15 protein-coding genes are annotated in these 16,383 nt (G+C 37.6%); 3 read left to right on the top strand and 12 right to left on the bottom strand.

What is annotated here, in order from left to right; all coding sequences use genetic code 11:
- Positions 1 to 12 precede the first annotated feature (12 nt).
- The 4 genes from CUN59_RS06515 to CUN59_RS06500 all read right to left on the bottom strand — a co-directional run bounded on the left by CUN59_RS06515 (position 13) and on the right by CUN59_RS06500 (position 3,628).
- Positions 13 to 1,485 (bottom strand): MFS transporter, encoded by a 1,473-nt coding sequence (locus tag CUN59_RS06515; RefSeq protein ID WP_243406886.1) that lies wholly within the window; start codon positions 1,483 to 1,485, stop codon positions 13 to 15.
- A gap of 163 nt (positions 1,486 to 1,648) precedes the next feature.
- Positions 1,649 to 1,843, bottom strand: coding sequence for a hypothetical protein (locus CUN59_RS06510; protein ID WP_207765378.1), 195 nt, complete (start codon positions 1,841 to 1,843; stop codon positions 1,649 to 1,651).
- A gap of 11 nt (positions 1,844 to 1,854) precedes the next feature.
- Positions 1,855 to 3,051 carry a hydroxymethylglutaryl-CoA lyase-like TIM-barrel protein gene (locus CUN59_RS06505; RefSeq protein ID WP_104387075.1) on the bottom strand — a complete coding sequence of 399 codons (1,197 nt, stop codon included), beginning with the start codon at positions 3,049 to 3,051 and terminating at the stop codon, positions 1,855 to 1,857.
- A 325-nt stretch (positions 3,052 to 3,376) separates the two neighbouring features.
- Positions 3,377 to 3,628: a DUF6761 family protein gene (locus CUN59_RS06500; RefSeq protein ID WP_104387074.1), complete on the bottom strand. Its 252-nt coding sequence runs from the start codon at positions 3,626 to 3,628 to the stop codon at positions 3,377 to 3,379.
- 774 nt (positions 3,629 to 4,402) lie between these two features.
- Here CUN59_RS06500 and CUN59_RS06495 point away from each other — a divergent pair.
- Positions 4,403 to 5,173, top strand: a complete 771-nt coding sequence (locus CUN59_RS06495) for a response regulator transcription factor (protein ID WP_104387073.1) — start codon at positions 4,403 to 4,405, stop codon at positions 5,171 to 5,173.
- Between the two features lie 66 nt (positions 5,174 to 5,239).
- On the opposite strand, the gene CUN59_RS06490 is transcribed toward CUN59_RS06495, so the two are convergent.
- The 4 genes from CUN59_RS06490 to CUN59_RS06475 all read right to left on the bottom strand — a co-directional run bounded on the left by CUN59_RS06490 (position 5,240) and on the right by CUN59_RS06475 (position 10,292).
- Positions 5,240 to 5,983, bottom strand: a complete 744-nt coding sequence (locus CUN59_RS06490; RefSeq protein WP_104387072.1) for an ABC transporter ATP-binding protein — start codon at positions 5,981 to 5,983, stop codon at positions 5,240 to 5,242.
- 33 nt (positions 5,984 to 6,016) lie between these two features.
- Positions 6,017 to 6,595, bottom strand: a complete 579-nt coding sequence (locus CUN59_RS06485; RefSeq protein ID WP_104387071.1) for a hypothetical protein — start codon at positions 6,593 to 6,595, stop codon at positions 6,017 to 6,019.
- Between the two features lie 52 nt (positions 6,596 to 6,647).
- Positions 6,648 to 8,336, bottom strand: a complete 1,689-nt coding sequence (locus CUN59_RS06480) for an NAD(P)H-quinone oxidoreductase subunit 4 (protein WP_104387070.1) — start codon at positions 8,334 to 8,336, stop codon at positions 6,648 to 6,650.
- A 363-nt stretch (positions 8,337 to 8,699) separates the two neighbouring features.
- Positions 8,700 to 10,292: a S8 family serine peptidase gene (locus CUN59_RS06475; protein WP_104387069.1), complete on the bottom strand. Its 1,593-nt coding sequence runs from the start codon at positions 10,290 to 10,292 to the stop codon at positions 8,700 to 8,702.
- A gap of 182 nt (positions 10,293 to 10,474) precedes the next feature.
- On the opposite strand from CUN59_RS06475, the gene rpe reads away from it, so the two are divergent.
- Positions 10,475 to 11,182 carry a ribulose-phosphate 3-epimerase gene (gene rpe, locus CUN59_RS06470; protein ID WP_104387068.1) on the top strand — a complete coding sequence of 236 codons (708 nt, stop codon included), beginning with the start codon at positions 10,475 to 10,477 and terminating at the stop codon, positions 11,180 to 11,182.
- A 108-nt stretch (positions 11,183 to 11,290) separates the two neighbouring features.
- Here the strand turns inward: rpe and CUN59_RS06465 are convergent, their stop codons facing one another.
- Positions 11,291 to 12,448, bottom strand: a complete 1,158-nt coding sequence (locus CUN59_RS06465) for an extracellular solute-binding protein (protein WP_104387067.1) — start codon at positions 12,446 to 12,448, stop codon at positions 11,291 to 11,293.
- Between the two features lie 304 nt (positions 12,449 to 12,752).
- Here CUN59_RS06465 and CUN59_RS06460 point away from each other — a divergent pair, with 304 nt between their 5' ends.
- Entirely contained in the window at positions 12,753 to 13,127 is a 375-nt protein-coding gene (locus CUN59_RS06460; RefSeq protein WP_104387066.1) for a hypothetical protein, read from the top strand.
- On the opposite strand, the gene cobT is transcribed toward CUN59_RS06460, so the two are convergent.
- The 3 genes from cobT to CUN59_RS06445 form a co-directional block, all read right to left on the bottom strand.
- Positions 13,124 to 14,224, bottom strand: a complete 1,101-nt coding sequence (gene cobT, locus CUN59_RS06455) for a nicotinate mononucleotide-dependent phosphoribosyltransferase CobT (RefSeq protein WP_104387065.1) — start codon at positions 14,222 to 14,224, stop codon at positions 13,124 to 13,126. The two genes, CUN59_RS06460 and cobT, sit on opposite strands and share 4 nt — an antisense overlap.
- An 8-nt stretch (positions 14,225 to 14,232) precedes the next feature.
- Positions 14,233 to 14,943 (bottom strand): DUF2232 domain-containing protein, encoded by a 711-nt coding sequence (locus CUN59_RS06450; RefSeq protein WP_104387064.1) that lies wholly within the window; start codon positions 14,941 to 14,943, stop codon positions 14,233 to 14,235.
- A 120-nt stretch (positions 14,944 to 15,063) separates the two neighbouring features.
- Positions 15,064 to 15,762: a Crp/Fnr family transcriptional regulator gene (locus CUN59_RS06445; protein WP_104387063.1), complete on the bottom strand. Its 699-nt coding sequence runs from the start codon at positions 15,760 to 15,762 to the stop codon at positions 15,064 to 15,066.
- Positions 15,763 to 16,383 lie beyond the last annotated feature (621 nt).

Genomic DNA, 16,383 nt, shown 5'->3' with positions numbered 1-16,383 from the left:
AATAGGTTAATTTTATGAAATATCCTTTATGGCTAATTGATTTTGTTCAAACCACCATAAACCAATAGCACATACTGTGGAAATTAGTAAAAGAACACCAATAAATACAAACGTGATTTGTGTCCCTAAAACTAATGATTCAATGGGCGCATGAGTCACATCAGTGATTAATTCTGTATTATTCAGAGTTACAAATGAAAATATACCCCCAACTAATGGTACACCTAAAGTTTGCCCTAATATTCGTGATAAGGATAATAAACCAGAAGCAATACCTAAACTATCTTGAGGTGCTGCTCCCATGATGGTGCTATTATTAGGAGATTGAAACATTCCTACACCTAAACCATAGGGAATAATTGCCATCATATAGTTAATGATAGTTAATTCAGTGTTAAAGGTACTAATTAATAAGCAGCCAATAGCCATTAATACTAACCCAATTAAACTAATAATTCGTGAACCAAATCTATCAGAAAGGATCCCAGCAATAGGTGCTGTCAAGACAATAATAATTGGTGGAATTGCTAAGAAAAAACCTGTTTTATTACTAGAATACTGTTTCACCCATTGAAAAAAGAAAGGGAGCATAAATATAACTCCGGCAATCACAAAGTTACCTATAAATCGCAACCCTAAACCTAAGCTTAAATCTAGAGATTTAAAAATTCTCCAGTCTAGAATAGGATTTGAAGTTCGGGATTCTATGAATAGGAAAATACCTAAAGAAATAATAGATAAACATAACAAAGCCAGAATGATATTGAAGTTATAACTCTGTTCTTCTAATAAAGTTATGCCTAAGATAAAGCAGGTTAACATTAATGTGAAAAAAATTGTTCCTATCACATTAAACTGCTGTTTTTTGCCATTGACAATAGAAGGTGGAACAAAATAAGCCACAATTAAAATTCCTAAAATCCCAATTGGCACATTAATAAAGAAAATCAAAGGCCAGTCTCCTATGCTAATTAGTAAACCTCCTATAGTTGGTCCTAACATCATTCCTAAACCAAAAACTCCAGCCCGAATACCTAAACCTAGTCCTCGTTCTTCTACTGGGAAAGCTTCTACAATCATTACTGTTCCCAGTCCTGATATAAATGCAGCTCCTAGTCCTTGAAAACCACGGAAAGTTATTAATAAACCTATATTTGGTGCAACTCCACATAGCAAAGAGCTAATTGTAAACACTATCATGCCGATAATGTACAACTTTTTTTTGCTCAACATATCGCCTAATTTAGAAGCACTCAAGACAAAAATAGATATTGCTAATAAGTAACTCAATACCACCCATTGACTAATTGCAAAGGTAGTATGGAGGGATTCCACCATAATTGGTAGAGCCAGATTAACTATATAAACATCTAAGGAAAAAATAAATACACCAATACTCACGCCCAGTATAGTCCACCACTTACTAGTAACTTGTGTTTTTTGCTTGATCTCACTACATTCCTGTTCCTGAATTTTTAATATCATTCTTATTTTCTCTATTTGAACCGACAACATTTGCATATATATGAAGACTTTTTTTGGATGTAAAAGCTATCTTTACATCCAAAAAAATTGGTAAGGTTAGTTCTTATTTTGGCATTTGTTTTGGTAATTGGGTGTTCTTAGTCAAATATGGTGAGGATAGAGGCTATTGATTTCGGCGCTGGTGAAAAACAGCTTTAAATGGTTGCCAATAGAAGTTGAGTACACTATTAAACTGCTTTCCTTCTTCACTAGGTAAACCTAAATCTAACTTTTCATATTGTTTTGGTACATACAATGTCCCAAATATCCAATCCCAAAAACAGAATAAGGTGTTAGTTTTTGTTTTAAATTGTATCACAATTGGCTAATTTAAAGAGAAAAAGTGGTAATTCCATTAGTTATGGGATGAATGGTAGTACAGCAGCGATAAACAATTGAGGGTAATTCTTTTTCTATGTTAATGGGAGTTCCTCTTTTAGCAATTATTTTAATTTCTTGGAGAATTTTATTTGCTAAATCTTTATTTTTAGCTAATTCTTCTCTACCAATCTGTTTTAGAGCTAGTTCAACAGCAGTACATCCTGATTGCATCCCTAATGCCAAGCTACTTTTTTTGCCTAGAATATGGGGATCTAAGCTTTGATAAAACTGCTCATCTTTGGCTACAGCTTTAACATGAACTCCTGCATAATGAGTAAAGGCATTTTTGCCTGTGATTGGCCTATGGGGAGGAATAGAAATATGAGAATGGTGGCTGACAAATTTATATAAATCTTCTAGATGATTGAGTTGCCATTGTTTTTGATCTTCACCTAAATCTATTAAATTGATCAATAATTCAGCTAAATCAACTATACCTGCTCTTTCTCCTAATCCCATGGTACTGACATCAATAATATCTGCTCCAGCCCTATAGGCATCTAGGGCATTAGCTAAAGCCAAACCTTTATCATTATGACAATGAACTTCTATTTTAGGATACAAATCAAGTTTGTTTAGTTCCTCTTTTAAAGTTTTGACATAAAAATACATACTGCGCTGGGGATCAAAGGGTGTGCTGTAGCCTGTAGTATCAGCTATGCTAATTATATCTACTCCTGCTGTTACTGCTGCACTGGCCGCCGCAACTACATTTTTTATTGGCGATCGCACTGTATCTTCTGGTGTATATCTAATTAATAAGTCATGCTTTTGTTCTTTAGCAAAAGTAACTACTTCAATAATTTTTTCAATGGCTACATCTAAATTAATATTGTAATCGTGTTGTAATCGTTGTTCAGAAACACTAAAAAATACACCTAAAAAATCAATACCACAATCTAAAGCTTGACTGACATTATCTATCTTACACAGAGAATGAGCGCCTATTTTAGCTTTTAGTCCGGCTTGAGAAATGCGCTTGATACCTAAAGCAATTTCATCATCTACAGCAGGATTACCTGCTTCAATAATATCAACTCCTATCCGATCTAAAAACTTAGCAATTACCATTTTTTTTTCTGGAGAAAAATAAACTCCTGGAGTTTGTTCGCCCTCTCTTAACGTAGAGTCAAGAATTTGCACCATATTTCCCTTAATTTCTGATAAATCTCAGTAGCTATTAACACTAACAAATTATACTCGAATCAAATTAACATATTTTGTATGCAAGTAAAAATTAAACAATAAATTTTTTTTTACTTAAAGTTTTATTTAACCCCCGGTTAAACTCATATTAAGTTACATATATGCAGAACTACCCTCAGTAGCTGAAAACTGAGGGGCTTAAATTATATAAATTGCAGTATTTCCCGACTTCTATACTACTTTAATCCATTGACAAATGCAAAAATTGTGCTATAGTCATCAACGGTAATAGGTGATTAGGGTGATTTTCCAGCAAACAACACCTTTAGTAGTAATGTTGCTTTTCCGCTTCCGGCTGAACCATGGTGAAGTTAGATACATCATACAAATAGCGACTGGCTTCCTCTTCTAACCGATGAATCCAGTAAGGTTCGATTACGTTGCTATGACGAAGTGCGGCCAGGTATCCGTCCAAATACATCCGCATATCATCCATACGATAACCGCGATTCCATAATTCGACGAAGGCGTCGGTAAGTCTTTGGTAGTAGCGGATGGTTTGTGTGTCTTGGAGCATAACTGCTGTATTAGTCTCTGTGGAATGAAGATTGTAGATGAAGATTCACGCTAAATTGAAGTATCACTTCTTTACTTATGTATTAACTTAATAAGTTAATAATTTCACCTTGGGTGAGACCCCCCAGCAGCTAAAAACTTAATTGCATCCTAAGCCAAAAAATCGGAAATATGGAGATTTGGTCAGTTATTTTTACGTTTTTTTATCAATGGGTTAATTGTGAATATTCACAACCACGGAAGTAATTTGTTGTAATTCCAACTTTTTAGCGTTGTTGTTTAGCAATACAAATTTAGTTATTAGCACATAAATCTGTATAATTAAGTTTTGAAAAACTATTAGCTGCCATAGCCATAGATAACAAATGGTATCTACTTGCGGTGGTAGTCAAGTGTGATTTTTATGCTACTCCTTTTGGTTGATGATTGTGATCTCAGTTTACCATATCTCTTCAGGAGTAGGACAAATCACCATAAATAAACTTTAAATAGATGTTAATCAATCAGCTACGGATGAGAACGGGAGAATAGTTAACAGTCAACAGTGAATTGTCCTCAAGTAGTTCCTGAATAACTTAAGAGAAGATTGAGAGAAATATAAGGAAAATTTAATAAAGTGGCTGGCTTTGCTATAAACAGGATAGAAAATAAATTTTTTGCAAGATTTTCTTGAGGTAAGTATGAAGAATATGGCCATTGAAGTAGCAACAACTACAAAACCTTAACCATGAGATTGTTAATTTGAAATTCATCAACGCTAAGGGGTCTTGCCACTGTGGGATCGGTTTGTATTGAAATCGTTGAGGGGAATCCCCATCTGAGGTCGTTGTTGGGTTGGCACTTGCAACAACTAGAATACCGAGTTCATCAAGCTGCCAGTATTTATCAAGCAAAAGAAGTTTTCCTCAGCCATCAACCCACCCTAGTCATTCTAGATGCGGATTTATCAGATGGTGATGGTGTGGAGTTTTGTCGCTGGTTACATCGTCAGCAACAGCCATTAATTCTCATGTTATCTGCTCGCACTAATGAAGCTGATATTGTGACAGGTTTAAAAGCGGGAGCGGATGACTATTTAAGCAAACCTTTTGGAATGCAAGAATTTTTAGCTAGAGTTGAGGCAATTATCCGCCGTAACCGGACACCTACTGCACCAGCTTATTTAGATTATGGCAGTTTGCAAATTGATTTAGTCCAGCGACGTGTTCGCTTCCAGGGAGAATTTATTGACCTCACACCCCAGGAATTCAGCTTGTTATATGTTTTAGCACAAGCTGGAGGAGCGCCTTTAAGTAGATCGGAATTATTGCGTCGTGCTTGGCCTGACGCTATTGATAACCCCCGTACGATTGACACCCATGTTTTGTCCCTGCGGAAGAAGGTGGAACTTGATCCACGTCAACCTAGCTTAATTCAAACTATCCGCAATGTTGGATACAGATTTAACATGGAAATTTTGAATGCCAACATTCCCCAAACACAAACTAAATTACCAAGGGAGCGATTTAGTAATCAACTGCCTGTATTAACTACTCAAAGTTCTTAATTCAAGGGAACAGGGAACAAGACAAGATGCAAAAAGCAAGATGAACAGGGGTTAATTCAGAGTTAATCAAGTCCATTCTGCTATTACTTGAGTTTCTGCTTGCATGAGGCTAGATGCTAATTTGTCCCAATCTATATCAGAGGCAGGTTGATTTACCAGTAATTGACCTTGCTGAAGATGTAAGAGATGGGTACAAAACTCTTGAACTAAATCAATGTGCCGATTGACCATCAAAATCGCCGTAGATTGGGTTTGAGTTAGTTGTTTGAGGATGTTGATTAAGTGAGTAGATGTGGCAGCGTCTAAGGCTGATGTAGGCTCATCTAAGAGTAAAATCTGGGGTTGGGTGACTAGGGCGCGAGCGATCGCAATTAACTGTCTTTGTCCAGCAGAAAGTTGTACCTCAGTTCGTCCTAACCATTGTTCAGGAATTTGCAGTTGTTCTTGCCAATAACTGACTTTTTCCTGAATAGTTTGCTTAGGTAAACGACGCAGAATTAAAGGATAAGCCAAGGCTTCGCCAACTGTCATCCCTAACAGCTTAGATTCTTGTTGTACAAGCATCACCTGTTGACGCAGTTGGATCACGGGAATTTGACGATATTCCTGATTTTGGAAATACATTTTGCCGCTAGTGGGTTCACTGAGACGGTTAATGAGGCGTAATAAGAAAGTTTTCCCAGCACCAGTTTCGCCAACAATAGCCGAGCGATCGCCAGGTGATACCCCAAAGGAAATATCCTGTAAAATCGGGTGTTGCTGTTGATGCTGTAATCGTCTACAGAGATTAACAGATTCTAGCCTGAGCATAAGGAAGAGAGCAGGGGAGTAGGGAGAAGATGCTTACCAATTACCAATTACCAAAGCAGTTTGAATAGTCCAGGCATCTACCAAAAGTAATAGTATAGTACAACCTAATAAAATTATATACATCCAAGGTTGTGAGAAGGGACGAACATCTGTGGTGTCAATACCTGTTTTTGCTTGGACAATATTGATAAACTTAGCAAATCCAGAGACACGCATGGGCAATAAATAAGCTTTGCCATCTTGACTCAGGAAATAATAGACTAACCCGCCTTGACCAGTAGTGCGCGGTTTTAGTGCTTTTACTTCTGACCAAGATAAACTCCAACCAGGACGGAAAAACCGGGGAACCCAAACAGGGTAAGTGACTTTAATCCCTTCTTCATCCAAGATAACTCTTTCAGTCAAAATTGCATATAACAAAACAAAGCCGCAACAAATCCCCACCCATAAAAATAATGGTGGAATAGGTGCGGCTGTTACCTTCGCCAAAAAAGGTAAAGGTACTGTCAAAGCTAAATATAGACTTAACAGTGTAATCCGAATTAGGGGAGACAGACGAAAAACTGAGGTTAATTGATTAGCTGAGTTTGCTATCACGGCTTCTACTCTCATTGAATGTGAAAAATTAGATCCCCAATTTCTCAAACAGGGGATCTGTACTCTTCTATTTTAACGTCCCTAAAACAGGTGTTAATTCAGTTCTGGCAACTTGGTGATTTAAAAATCCATAGCCATAAATGCTAGGATTGCTTTGGGAAATGATAGTGTAAGATTGACGAACTTTAGCATTGATAGCTACAGTTTTTGCGTCGTACATTTGCATAGCCACCTTGGGATATAAACCAATGCCTATAATGAGAACGAGAAAAGAAGCGGCAATAAATACTTCACGGGGTCTGGCATCAGTATAAAGGGATTGGCCGGGCAACAGACAATCAGTACCAAAACAAGCCGTTCCTTCATCTTCCTGATTTTCATAACTGCTGTTATTAATATCACAGATCAAAGCAGCATCAGAACCATAAAATACTTGACGCAGCATGGAAAGGAGATAGATAGGTGTGAGAATAACACCTACAGCAGCTAGACAAACTGTGACGGTGCAGAATGTGGAAGTGTAAACATCGCTACTGGTAACACCGACAAAAACCGAAAGTTCACCAACAAAACCACTCATTCCCGGTAAAGCTAAAGATGCCATTGCTCCCATTGTAAATAGAGCAAATACTTTTGGCATGGCTTGACCAATACCGCCCATATCTGACATTACCATTGTATGGGAGCGATCGTAAGTGACACCCGCCAGGAAGAATAACACCGAAGCAATTAAACCATGGGATATCATTTGCAACATTGAGCCATTGATACCCAAATCTGTAAAAGATGCTATTCCTAATAGTACAAAACCCATGTGAGAAATTGAAGAGTTAGCCAAACGCCGTTTCATATTCGTTTGGGCAAAGGAATTTAAAGCACCATAGATAATATTGACAACACCCAGAATAGCTAGAACCGGGGCAAAATAAATATGGGCATCGGGCAGAAGTTCCATATTTAGGCGAATTAACCCATATCCACCCATTTTCAATAACACACCTGCCAAAATCATAGATACGGGAGAAGATGCTTCTCCGTGGGCATCAGGTAGCCAAGTATGGAAGGGGAAAATAGCCAATTTTACGCCAAAGGCAATTAACAAACCTGCATATAGTACAAGTTGCAAAGCTAGAGGATATTCTCTATGTGCCAGTTGTGCAATATCAAAAGTTAAATTTGTGCCGCCATTTAGACCTAGTGCTAGGGCTGCTATCAGTATAAATATAGATGCTGCTGCGGTATAAATCAAAAACTTTGTCGCTGCATAGCGCCGTCGCTGTCCACCCCAAATAGAGACTAGTAAGTATACGGGAATTAGTTCAACTTCCCACATAATGAAAAATAACAGCAAGTCTTGGGCAACAAATACGCCGACCTGTGCAGAATACAACACAAGCATCAGAAAATAGAAAAACTTTGGTCTGCGATCAACTTGCCAAGCCGAAAAAATTGCTAGGGTAGTAACAAAACCGGCCAAAAGTACCAGGGGTGCTGAAATACCATCAACGGAAACAGCCCAGTTTAAGGCTAAAGGAGGCATCCAGACATAATTTTCGACAAGTTGAAAACTGGTGTTAGTAGCATCGTAATGCCGCCAAAAGGCATAACACATCAAAATAAAGTCAGCCAGACCTACACCCAGTGCATACCAGCGCACAAGTTTGCCATCTTTATCAGGCAATACAGGAATCAGAAAGGATGCTAGGAGGGGAAATAGGACAATCGCGGTAAGCCAAGGAAAGTGATCCGCCATCATGTCAATAGGAAAAAATACTTATTGGTTGATGATGTCATTGTACTAAACTTTTTAACAATTTCTTTATAAGTTTTCTCCTTGGCTAGGTATAGAGTAACCATATACCTATATAAAATCCTATACTTAAGATTGAGTAGCTACATATCTGCTCAATATACATAATTATCATTAGACATCTCCAGTAAAGAGGGTAGAGACGTTCCGCCGGAACGTCTTTATAAACGTTTAAAGCCACTATTTAATAATTAAACGCAGATAACCTCAGATAAATGTGGATAATTTTGTACTTTATGAAACTAGGAAAGCTTTATCCCACTGAAAAATTATTTTGAGTGGTATTGCTAAAATAAATCAAGTTGCCTATTACCTTTCACCTACAGTCCACCAAGCTAAAGCATAAGGTTGACTAGCTTCATTAACCTGTTTCTGAAATTGCACCCGGATTTTATAATTACCGTTAGTGGGAACTGGGCAAAAAATATGTTCCACACTATCAATTTCACTCACAGATTGACAAAGAACAACTTGATTATTTTTGCCATTGTCCTTAACTAAATAAATATCAAGATTATTTAACCCCTTGTTGATAAATGTTTCATCAAGATCATATTCTTGATTATTATTTTTATCATCCAACTCCACTAAACGATCCCAATTTAAGGTAATAGCGACAAAACTATTTTGTTTCAAACTCCTTGCTAAAATATATTCTTGAATAGAATTAGCATTAATAGTACCATAATCCCAACCAATGGGCGGAACTGGTGTAGTAGATTTCCATTGACCAGCATTTAATTGTTGATAAGCTCGAAAAGCATTTAGGTGACCTGTTCCCATTTGAGCATCTAGGGGAATTAGGCTATTTTTATAAGCATCAGAAGCTAACCAATCTTGATTTTGTTTATCAATTAAAGTCCTTGTCATTCCCAACCGTAAACCATCACCACTATCTTTAATTTTGTCGGCTGAATTGAGTAATATTGCTTTCATTACTTGATGACGACGAGCATCAATAGTCCAATTTACTTGTTTCCTTCGCAATTGTCTATCCACAAATTCCTGTAATAATGCTACCGTGGCAGTAACTTGTGGTGCAGCAAAACTCGTACCTGTAGATTTATTTAACTTACCATCAGGATTAAGTAAAGGAATATTAGTACCAGGTGCAACTATATTAATTGCTCTTCTGCCACCAATATTAAATTCTTTTCCAAGCAAGAGATTTTCTATACCTTGATTAATACTCGCTAAATTAGAAACATGAACTTTATTAAAAATTCCCTCTCGTTCAGAAGAAAAAGCCACATTAATTGCGTTAAAATTGTCTGTAGGAATGGGAATCCCGCCTTTGCCTTGATTACCAGCAATTGAATATACAACATCATGAACACGACTAGACCAGTCAATACATAATGTTAGTAAAGCATTACCATCTAAAATAGCTTCTGGTCGAGGATCACGTTCCAGGGGTTCACCAAAACTAAAATTAATCGCCCGCACATCACCACCATTTTGTAAAGCAATATGTTGTGCTGACAAACACTCCTCTGGTTGACCGATTTTTTTGACAGATCCCACAGCAGAAGAATATAGTCGCGCGTTAGGTGCAACACCAGGAAAAGCCTTATCTTGACTCACCATTACCCCAGCCACATTATAAGCATGGGGGTCGACATTAATATTTGACTTAGCGGGAACATTGCGTGAAAACACTGCAAATGGAGATACAGCACGATTTTTAGATACTGCTTTATCTAAGCCAAACATCCCCGGACGACCAATTTCTACCTGACCAATAGCAATTTTGCGCCCAGTCAAATTATATGGAGATTGATTTAGACCAAGCGCATTAATACCATTAGCACCTAAAAAATTTGCTAACTTCACCCCAGCAACAGCAGGTAAAGTCAAGCAAGAAAATCCTAAACTCCAGAAAATTAGGCAGTGTTTGTTCATATTTTGGGGGAATAGGTGACAGGGAATAGGAAATAGTGAATTATTTCTACGTTGCCTCCAATTGTGGGTAAGTTACAAGAAAGCAGTTTTCTGGAAAATTTGAATTTTGAATTAATTTTTAATAATTTTCTCCATATTTTGTTACAATACTTACAGACGAAAAGCTTAAAAATCCACTAGCCATGACCCAAAATTCACTTCAAAAGCCTATAGTTATTGCTCCATCTATCCTATCAGCCGATTTTAGTCGTCTGGGTGACGATATTCGCGCTGTGGACAAAGCGGGAGCAGATTGGATTCACGTTGATGTAATGGATGGACGTTTTGTACCTAATATTACAATAGGTCCTCTGGTTGTGGAGGCGATTCGTCCAATTACAACTAAACCTTTAGATGTCCATTTGATGATTGTAGAACCTGAAAAGTATGTAGAAGGTTTTGCAAAAGCTGGGGCTGATATAATTTCTGTCCATGCGGAACATAACGCTTCCCCTCACTTACACCGAACTTTAGGACAAATCAAAGAACTCGGTAAACAAGCTGGAGTGGTTTTAAACCCCGGTACACCTTTAGAATTAATTGAGTATGTACTGGAACTATGTGATTTAGTCCTAATTATGAGCGTTAACCCAGGTTTCGGTGGACAAAGCTTTATTCCTAGCGTAGTTCCCAAAATTCGCCAACTGCGTCAAATGTGTGATGAACGCGGTTTAAATCCTTGGATTGAAGTTGATGGAGGACTGAAAGCTAATAACACCTGGCAAGTTTTAGAAGCCGGTGCTAATGCCATTGTAGCTGGTTCTGCTGTGTTTAATGCGCCCGACTACGCTGAGGCGATCAAGAATATTCGCAACAGCAAGCGTCCTACACCAGAGTTAGCTACTGTTTAATTTAACGTGAATTCGACCAATAATGTTTAACCCCTGGTAAACATCTCCCCTTGCGGGGTGAGGCTAGTCGAATTCACGTTAATTTAATACTGGTAATTCAATAACATTTTATCCTCTATTTCTTAAAGAAATCGGGGATTTATTTATATTTATTCTACTAAATAAATCTTCATACTGTTGCATAGTTTTTACTGGTAAGGGAAGCAAAAACTCACTTTTGGCAAAAACTTCTGGATTAGTTATTAACAAATTTTGTAACTGGGACTGAATATCTCCCACTCCTATATTATTGTCAATGGGAGAATTAGTTTTAGTTAACAAGGCAATTTGTTTAGATATATTTGGTTGTAAACAAAAATCTAACCATTGATATGTTAAATTATCATTACTAACGCCTGTGGGACTAACCCATAAATCTGCCCAAATTGCTGTTCCTGAAATGGGAACAACAGCGGCAAATTTCTTATTACTATTGATCAGGGGAATTATATCATTAGACCAACCGACAGCTAACCAAGTATCGCCAATAATTAAAGGTTCTAGATAATTGGTAGAATTATAAAATTTAACTTGTTGATTTAATGCTTGTAATTGGGTTTCTAAATCAGAAATTTGGTTAATATTTTCCGTATTATAAGATTTACCTAATTTCTTTAAAACCAAACCAATAACTTCTCTAGGATGATTAAGTAAAGAAATCCGATTTTGTAATTCACTGCGCCATAAATCACTCCAATCTGTTGGTTTCCAACCTAATTGTTGAAATTTTTCCTGATTATAAACAATCACTGTATTCCCCCAACGATAAGGAACACCCCAGATTTTCCCTTGTTGATCACGTTTAACTATTTCTTGCCATTTTTCATGTAATTTACCTAGATTTTTAATATTTGTAGTTTCTAGGGGTTGAATGAGTTTTTGATTAATTGCTGCTTGTAACCAATAATCACCCAACGTAACTAAATTTGCGGGAGAAGATTTTTGATTTTGATTGAATGGTAAAAAACGAGTCCATTCTTGTTGATTATTTGCTGGTTTCTGCCAAGTTTGTAATAATTTGAATAATTCCTCAAGTTGATTAATAGGGGTAAATTTCAACTTTCCTCCTGCGGTGACAGTTTTGCGAAACTGATTCACTACTTGGCCTGGTATGGAATCTTTTAATAACTGTATACTTAAAGGTGGTTGCTGATTAGTTCCGCATCCAGTAATGATTTGACTAATGGCTAAGGTACTTGTACCTAATAAAAAAGAACGTCGCTGCATTGATGGTATGGTAGGTGAATAGAACTATCTAAAAATTATTTTGTTCTCAAACTATCTCGATAGGCTTTTACAGCTTAAGTCCGTTGAATAGTAGACATAAATATTTTGTTTTGGGAATAAATCCGGTAGAAGTATGAAATATCCCCCAGTTTAGCTTATCAATATGATTGATTTATCTCTATGGATAAAAGTTTAGTCTAAGAATAGTCAAAAAGCTATGAAAAATTAAATAATCCATAAGTATATCTAAAATCGTCAGTAAAGTGAATAACATAGAAGAAATATTTTCCGATGCAGGTATTAAATGGAATCATTAGAAAAACAAATCCTAGTCTTAAGCGATAAGGTAGATGCCATCTACTCAGTGATTGAAAGGTTAGATATTAGGTTATCTGAAGCATTGTCAGATTCATCTGCGGAAAAATTACCACCAATAGAAGGTTATTTGGACAACAATCAGCCAGCCTATAAGTTAATAGAAGATGTAAATATTAGTGAAACATTGGAACATGAAGATGTTTTGATAGATGGTTTGGTTTATTCAGAAATGAACTATCAGAGCAGAAATAGACAAGTAACACCTGAAATTCAAATTCAACGGCTAACAACTCAATTGACTGCGGCCTATCATCGAATCGCAGCCTTAGAAGAACAGTTAGTCAGACAGCGGGTTTATTAATTACTGCTAATTTCTGCGATTTGAGATTCAATAGCTGCTAGAAGTTGATTTTGCCGCCAATCTTGACTTAAACAGGCAGCAATGCAAGCTGCACCGGCACCTACACCTTCTTTAACAAAACCCTGTTCATAGGCTTGAAGTTGGGGATATTGGGAATTAGCAAAACTTAATTGTGTGGCTAATAAGGAAGGGAGGCTATTTTCGCCTAGAATTTGGGCTAAATTAACTGTTGCACCAGTAGGATCTTCAGCTACCCAACGGGTTGTACCGATGACAATTTCTGCTGGTTGCCAAGGTAAAGAATAGGTGTGTGCGATCGCTTGAATCAGAGCATAAACTGCCAACATTTGCGTGCCTCCACCTAATAATACCCCACAATTTCGACTGGCAGCGATCGCCATTCCCGCCACCGCCACCTGCATGGGATCACCTACCGCAGCCACAATTTTTAAAGGATCAGCAGACAAAGGCATTTTTGCCAGACCAGCTTGCACCAGATCCCATTTTTGTTGATGATTACACACAGGATGGCTACTGTTAACCTTACCAACAGCATCAATTCCCAACGCTGTTAACACCGCTAAAGCCGTTGTTGTCCCACCAACAACACACTCACTTAAAATTACATATCCTCCAGTAGAAACTTGAGAACTTAATTTAGAACCCCAGCGTAATCCTTGTTTTAGTAAATATTTAACCATATCTATATCCATAGCCGCCCCTGCACTTAAACACCGCGCCGGCATACCACCCAAATCAATTAATGGCACAGGTGGAGTTTTAGGTAAACCGGCATTAAATAAGTAAATAGGCATATTTAAACCAGTCACCATTGCCCGCGAAATCAGCACCGGAGAAGCCCCAGAAGTCAGAGGTGGTAGGGGGTATTGGGGCTGATATTTAGCACCATAATAGAGAAATTCTGCATCAGCACAGGCGGTATATTGGCGATCCTCTGGAGTCAAACCAGCCGCCGAAATGCCCGGAATTAACCCAGTTTCTGTAAATCCTAAAATACAGGCAAATATTGGTAAAGCACCCCGATAGCGCCTTAACCATGCTTTACCTTGGGTAACTTGTGTGTAAATATTAATCATAGTTCTGACTACTCATAATCCATCAGCACTTGTACCCAATGAGGAGGACGGGGAATGGGATTACCTAAACGATCAAAAAGTAACCAAGCAGTCAAGTGAACTAAAAATAAGTAAATAAGATTATTCAAAACAACCAGAGCGATCGCTCCTAATTGAATCAATAATAAATTAGGAGTCATTAACAACTCAAACTTTAAAAAAAACCATTCAATCAGCGCTGTCACCTGATTAATTACATATACCCATAAATCTTCCCCTGACAACACAGACAAAAACCACAGGCGAAAAAACACCCCCACAGTCCCTAGCAATGTCCCTAAAACAATAGAAACAATCCAGGACACACGACGATACCAAGTTGCCCCTAACAGCACACCCATCAAGGCAAAGGGGATAACAAACAACAGACTCCGAACAGGCCCCATTAACACAGACAAAAGTAACCCAGAAGTTACCGCCGCCATCCAGGCCGCCCGGTTACCCCAACGCAAATAGACCAAAGCAATGGGAATAGGGAAAAATATCTGCAACACTGGACCCAAAGGAAAATAGAAATTAATAAACCAAATTAAACTAGCCGTACTAGCTAAAAAGGCAGTTTCTACCATCCTCAAGGTGCTTTCTACTTGTAGGTGTTGGTGCTGTAACTGGGTTGGGGGAGAAGATGCAGAAGATGGATTAGTCTCTGGTTCTTCTGGTAAGGAATCAGCAATACTCATGCAACACAATTAAATTAGGGACTTGCAAATCAAAGCACATACACTGTTTTGAGGTAGATAAACACACAGCACAGGCCAGAAATTTTCTGGCAATGCTCGAAAAATGACATAACAACTCTGTTAAACTATGGTTTTTTCCAAAGCTGACCAATCAGGAATCCGAATATGATCTTGATCTCTCACGATCAAACCTTTTTTTTCCAGTCTTGTCAGTACCCTTGTCACCGTTTCTCTTGCTAGTCCGCTTAAACTGCTCAATTCCCGATGGGGTAAATTAGGAATTTCCATACCTGTGTTACTTTTTTTTCCTTGTCCCTCCGCTAAAAACAGTAACGTATCAGCCACTCGTGATTGACTATTAGATTCCCGTAGTCGTAACCTTCTGTTCACCTGCCGCAGTCTTCTAGCTATTAACTGTGCCAATCTAATCCCCGCTAAAGGTTCTGTTTGTAGCAAATTCAGAAAATCATGGGCTGGTACACTCGCAATCATAGTAGAAGTGAGAGTAATTACATCAGTAGAACGAGGGACTTCATCTAATGCCGCCATTTCTCCAAATAACTCTCCCTTGCCAATAATATTCAGTGTTACCTCCTTACCATCTAAATTGTAAGTGCGGATTTTTACCCAGCCATCTACAATAAAGTATACAGAACTACCCCAATCATTTTCCAATAAAATTACTTGATTAGCTGGATGAGTACGGGTAACAAGATGAGTGAGAGCTTTCTCGACCCCAGATTCTGGCAACCCTTGAAAAAAGGGTGAGGAAACCATCCATCTGTGAGCCACATTATGTGAATTATGTCTTTCTTCCATCACCACATCTTTATTATTAAAGCTGCTATCATCATCACAAGATTGTTATTTTAAACTGACGTTATCAAATTACAACCGCCTTTAACAGAGATTTAGCGCAATAAAACTTAACAACATTACCAGAAAATCCACTGGATCAAGGCAAGATAATTCTAAATTTAAGGACTTATTGCCAAATGCCAGGTTTACACTGAGCTTATTTTCTGATCAAGGATAGAAAATAAGAATTATTAGGAATAATCTTACAGAAGTGTTAAATGTTAAGATTTTGATGATGTTGTCCAAGTTGTGCATTGGCATTGATAATACCAAATTTGAGCAGTTAATGACTCTATTCTCAATAGACAAGGGATTTTACCAGGGTAAAACCCAAACACCGTAAGGTTTTATTGCAGGATTCAACACTTCTGGGTCTACGCTACGGGCGAAAAAACCTTATCCACTGTCATTTTTATGAATACCCTTGCCTATTACCTGTCTTCATGAGTAAATTCATTAATTAAATTCAGATTACCATAACATCCAATTACATCATTTATTTTGATACGTGTGAAGTAAAAATTTTAATAATCAAAACTTCCGTAATTGTCAAGCCCTTCAAAATCAATGTACATTTCTCAT

It is taken from the genome of Cuspidothrix issatschenkoi CHARLIE-1, from assembly GCF_002934005.1.
GTDB lineage: Bacteria > Cyanobacteriota > Cyanobacteriia > Cyanobacteriales > Nostocaceae > Cuspidothrix > Cuspidothrix issatschenkoi.
This window is presented reverse-complemented; position numbering and strand designations above follow the sequence as displayed.

Coding starts and splice junctions, on each gene's coding strand:
- CUN59_RS06485 (WP_104387071.1), bottom strand. CDS start 6,595: ATGAGAGTAGAAGCCGTGATAGCAAACTCAGCTAATCAATTAACCTCA.
- CUN59_RS06460 (WP_104387066.1), top strand. CDS start 12,753: ATGGAATCATTAGAAAAACAAATCCTAGTCTTAAGCGATAAGGTAGAT.
- cobT (WP_104387065.1), bottom strand. CDS start 14,224: ATGATTAATATTTACACACAAGTTACCCAAGGTAAAGCATGGTTAAGG.
- CUN59_RS06445 (WP_104387063.1), bottom strand. CDS start 15,762: ATGGAAGAAAGACATAATTCACATAATGTGGCTCACAGATGGATGGTT.
- CUN59_RS06480 (WP_104387070.1), bottom strand. CDS start 8,336: ATGATGGCGGATCACTTTCCTTGGCTTACCGCGATTGTCCTATTTCCC.
- CUN59_RS06490 (WP_104387072.1), bottom strand. CDS start 5,983: ATGCTCAGGCTAGAATCTGTTAATCTCTGTAGACGATTACAGCATCAA.
- rpe (WP_104387068.1), top strand. CDS start 10,475: ATGACCCAAAATTCACTTCAAAAGCCTATAGTTATTGCTCCATCTATC.
- CUN59_RS06475 (WP_104387069.1), bottom strand. CDS start 10,292: ATGAACAAACACTGCCTAATTTTCTGGAGTTTAGGATTTTCTTGCTTG.
- CUN59_RS06450 (WP_104387064.1), bottom strand. CDS start 14,943: ATGAGTATTGCTGATTCCTTACCAGAAGAACCAGAGACTAATCCATCT.
- CUN59_RS06465 (WP_104387067.1), bottom strand. CDS start 12,448: ATGCAGCGACGTTCTTTTTTATTAGGTACAAGTACCTTAGCCATTAGT.
- CUN59_RS06505 (WP_104387075.1), bottom strand. CDS start 3,051: ATGGTGCAAATTCTTGACTCTACGTTAAGAGAGGGCGAACAAACTCCA.
- CUN59_RS06500 (WP_104387074.1), bottom strand. CDS start 3,628: ATGCTCCAAGACACACAAACCATCCGCTACTACCAAAGACTTACCGAC.
- CUN59_RS06515 (WP_243406886.1), bottom strand. CDS start 1,485: ATGATATTAAAAATTCAGGAACAGGAATGTAGTGAGATCAAGCAAAAA.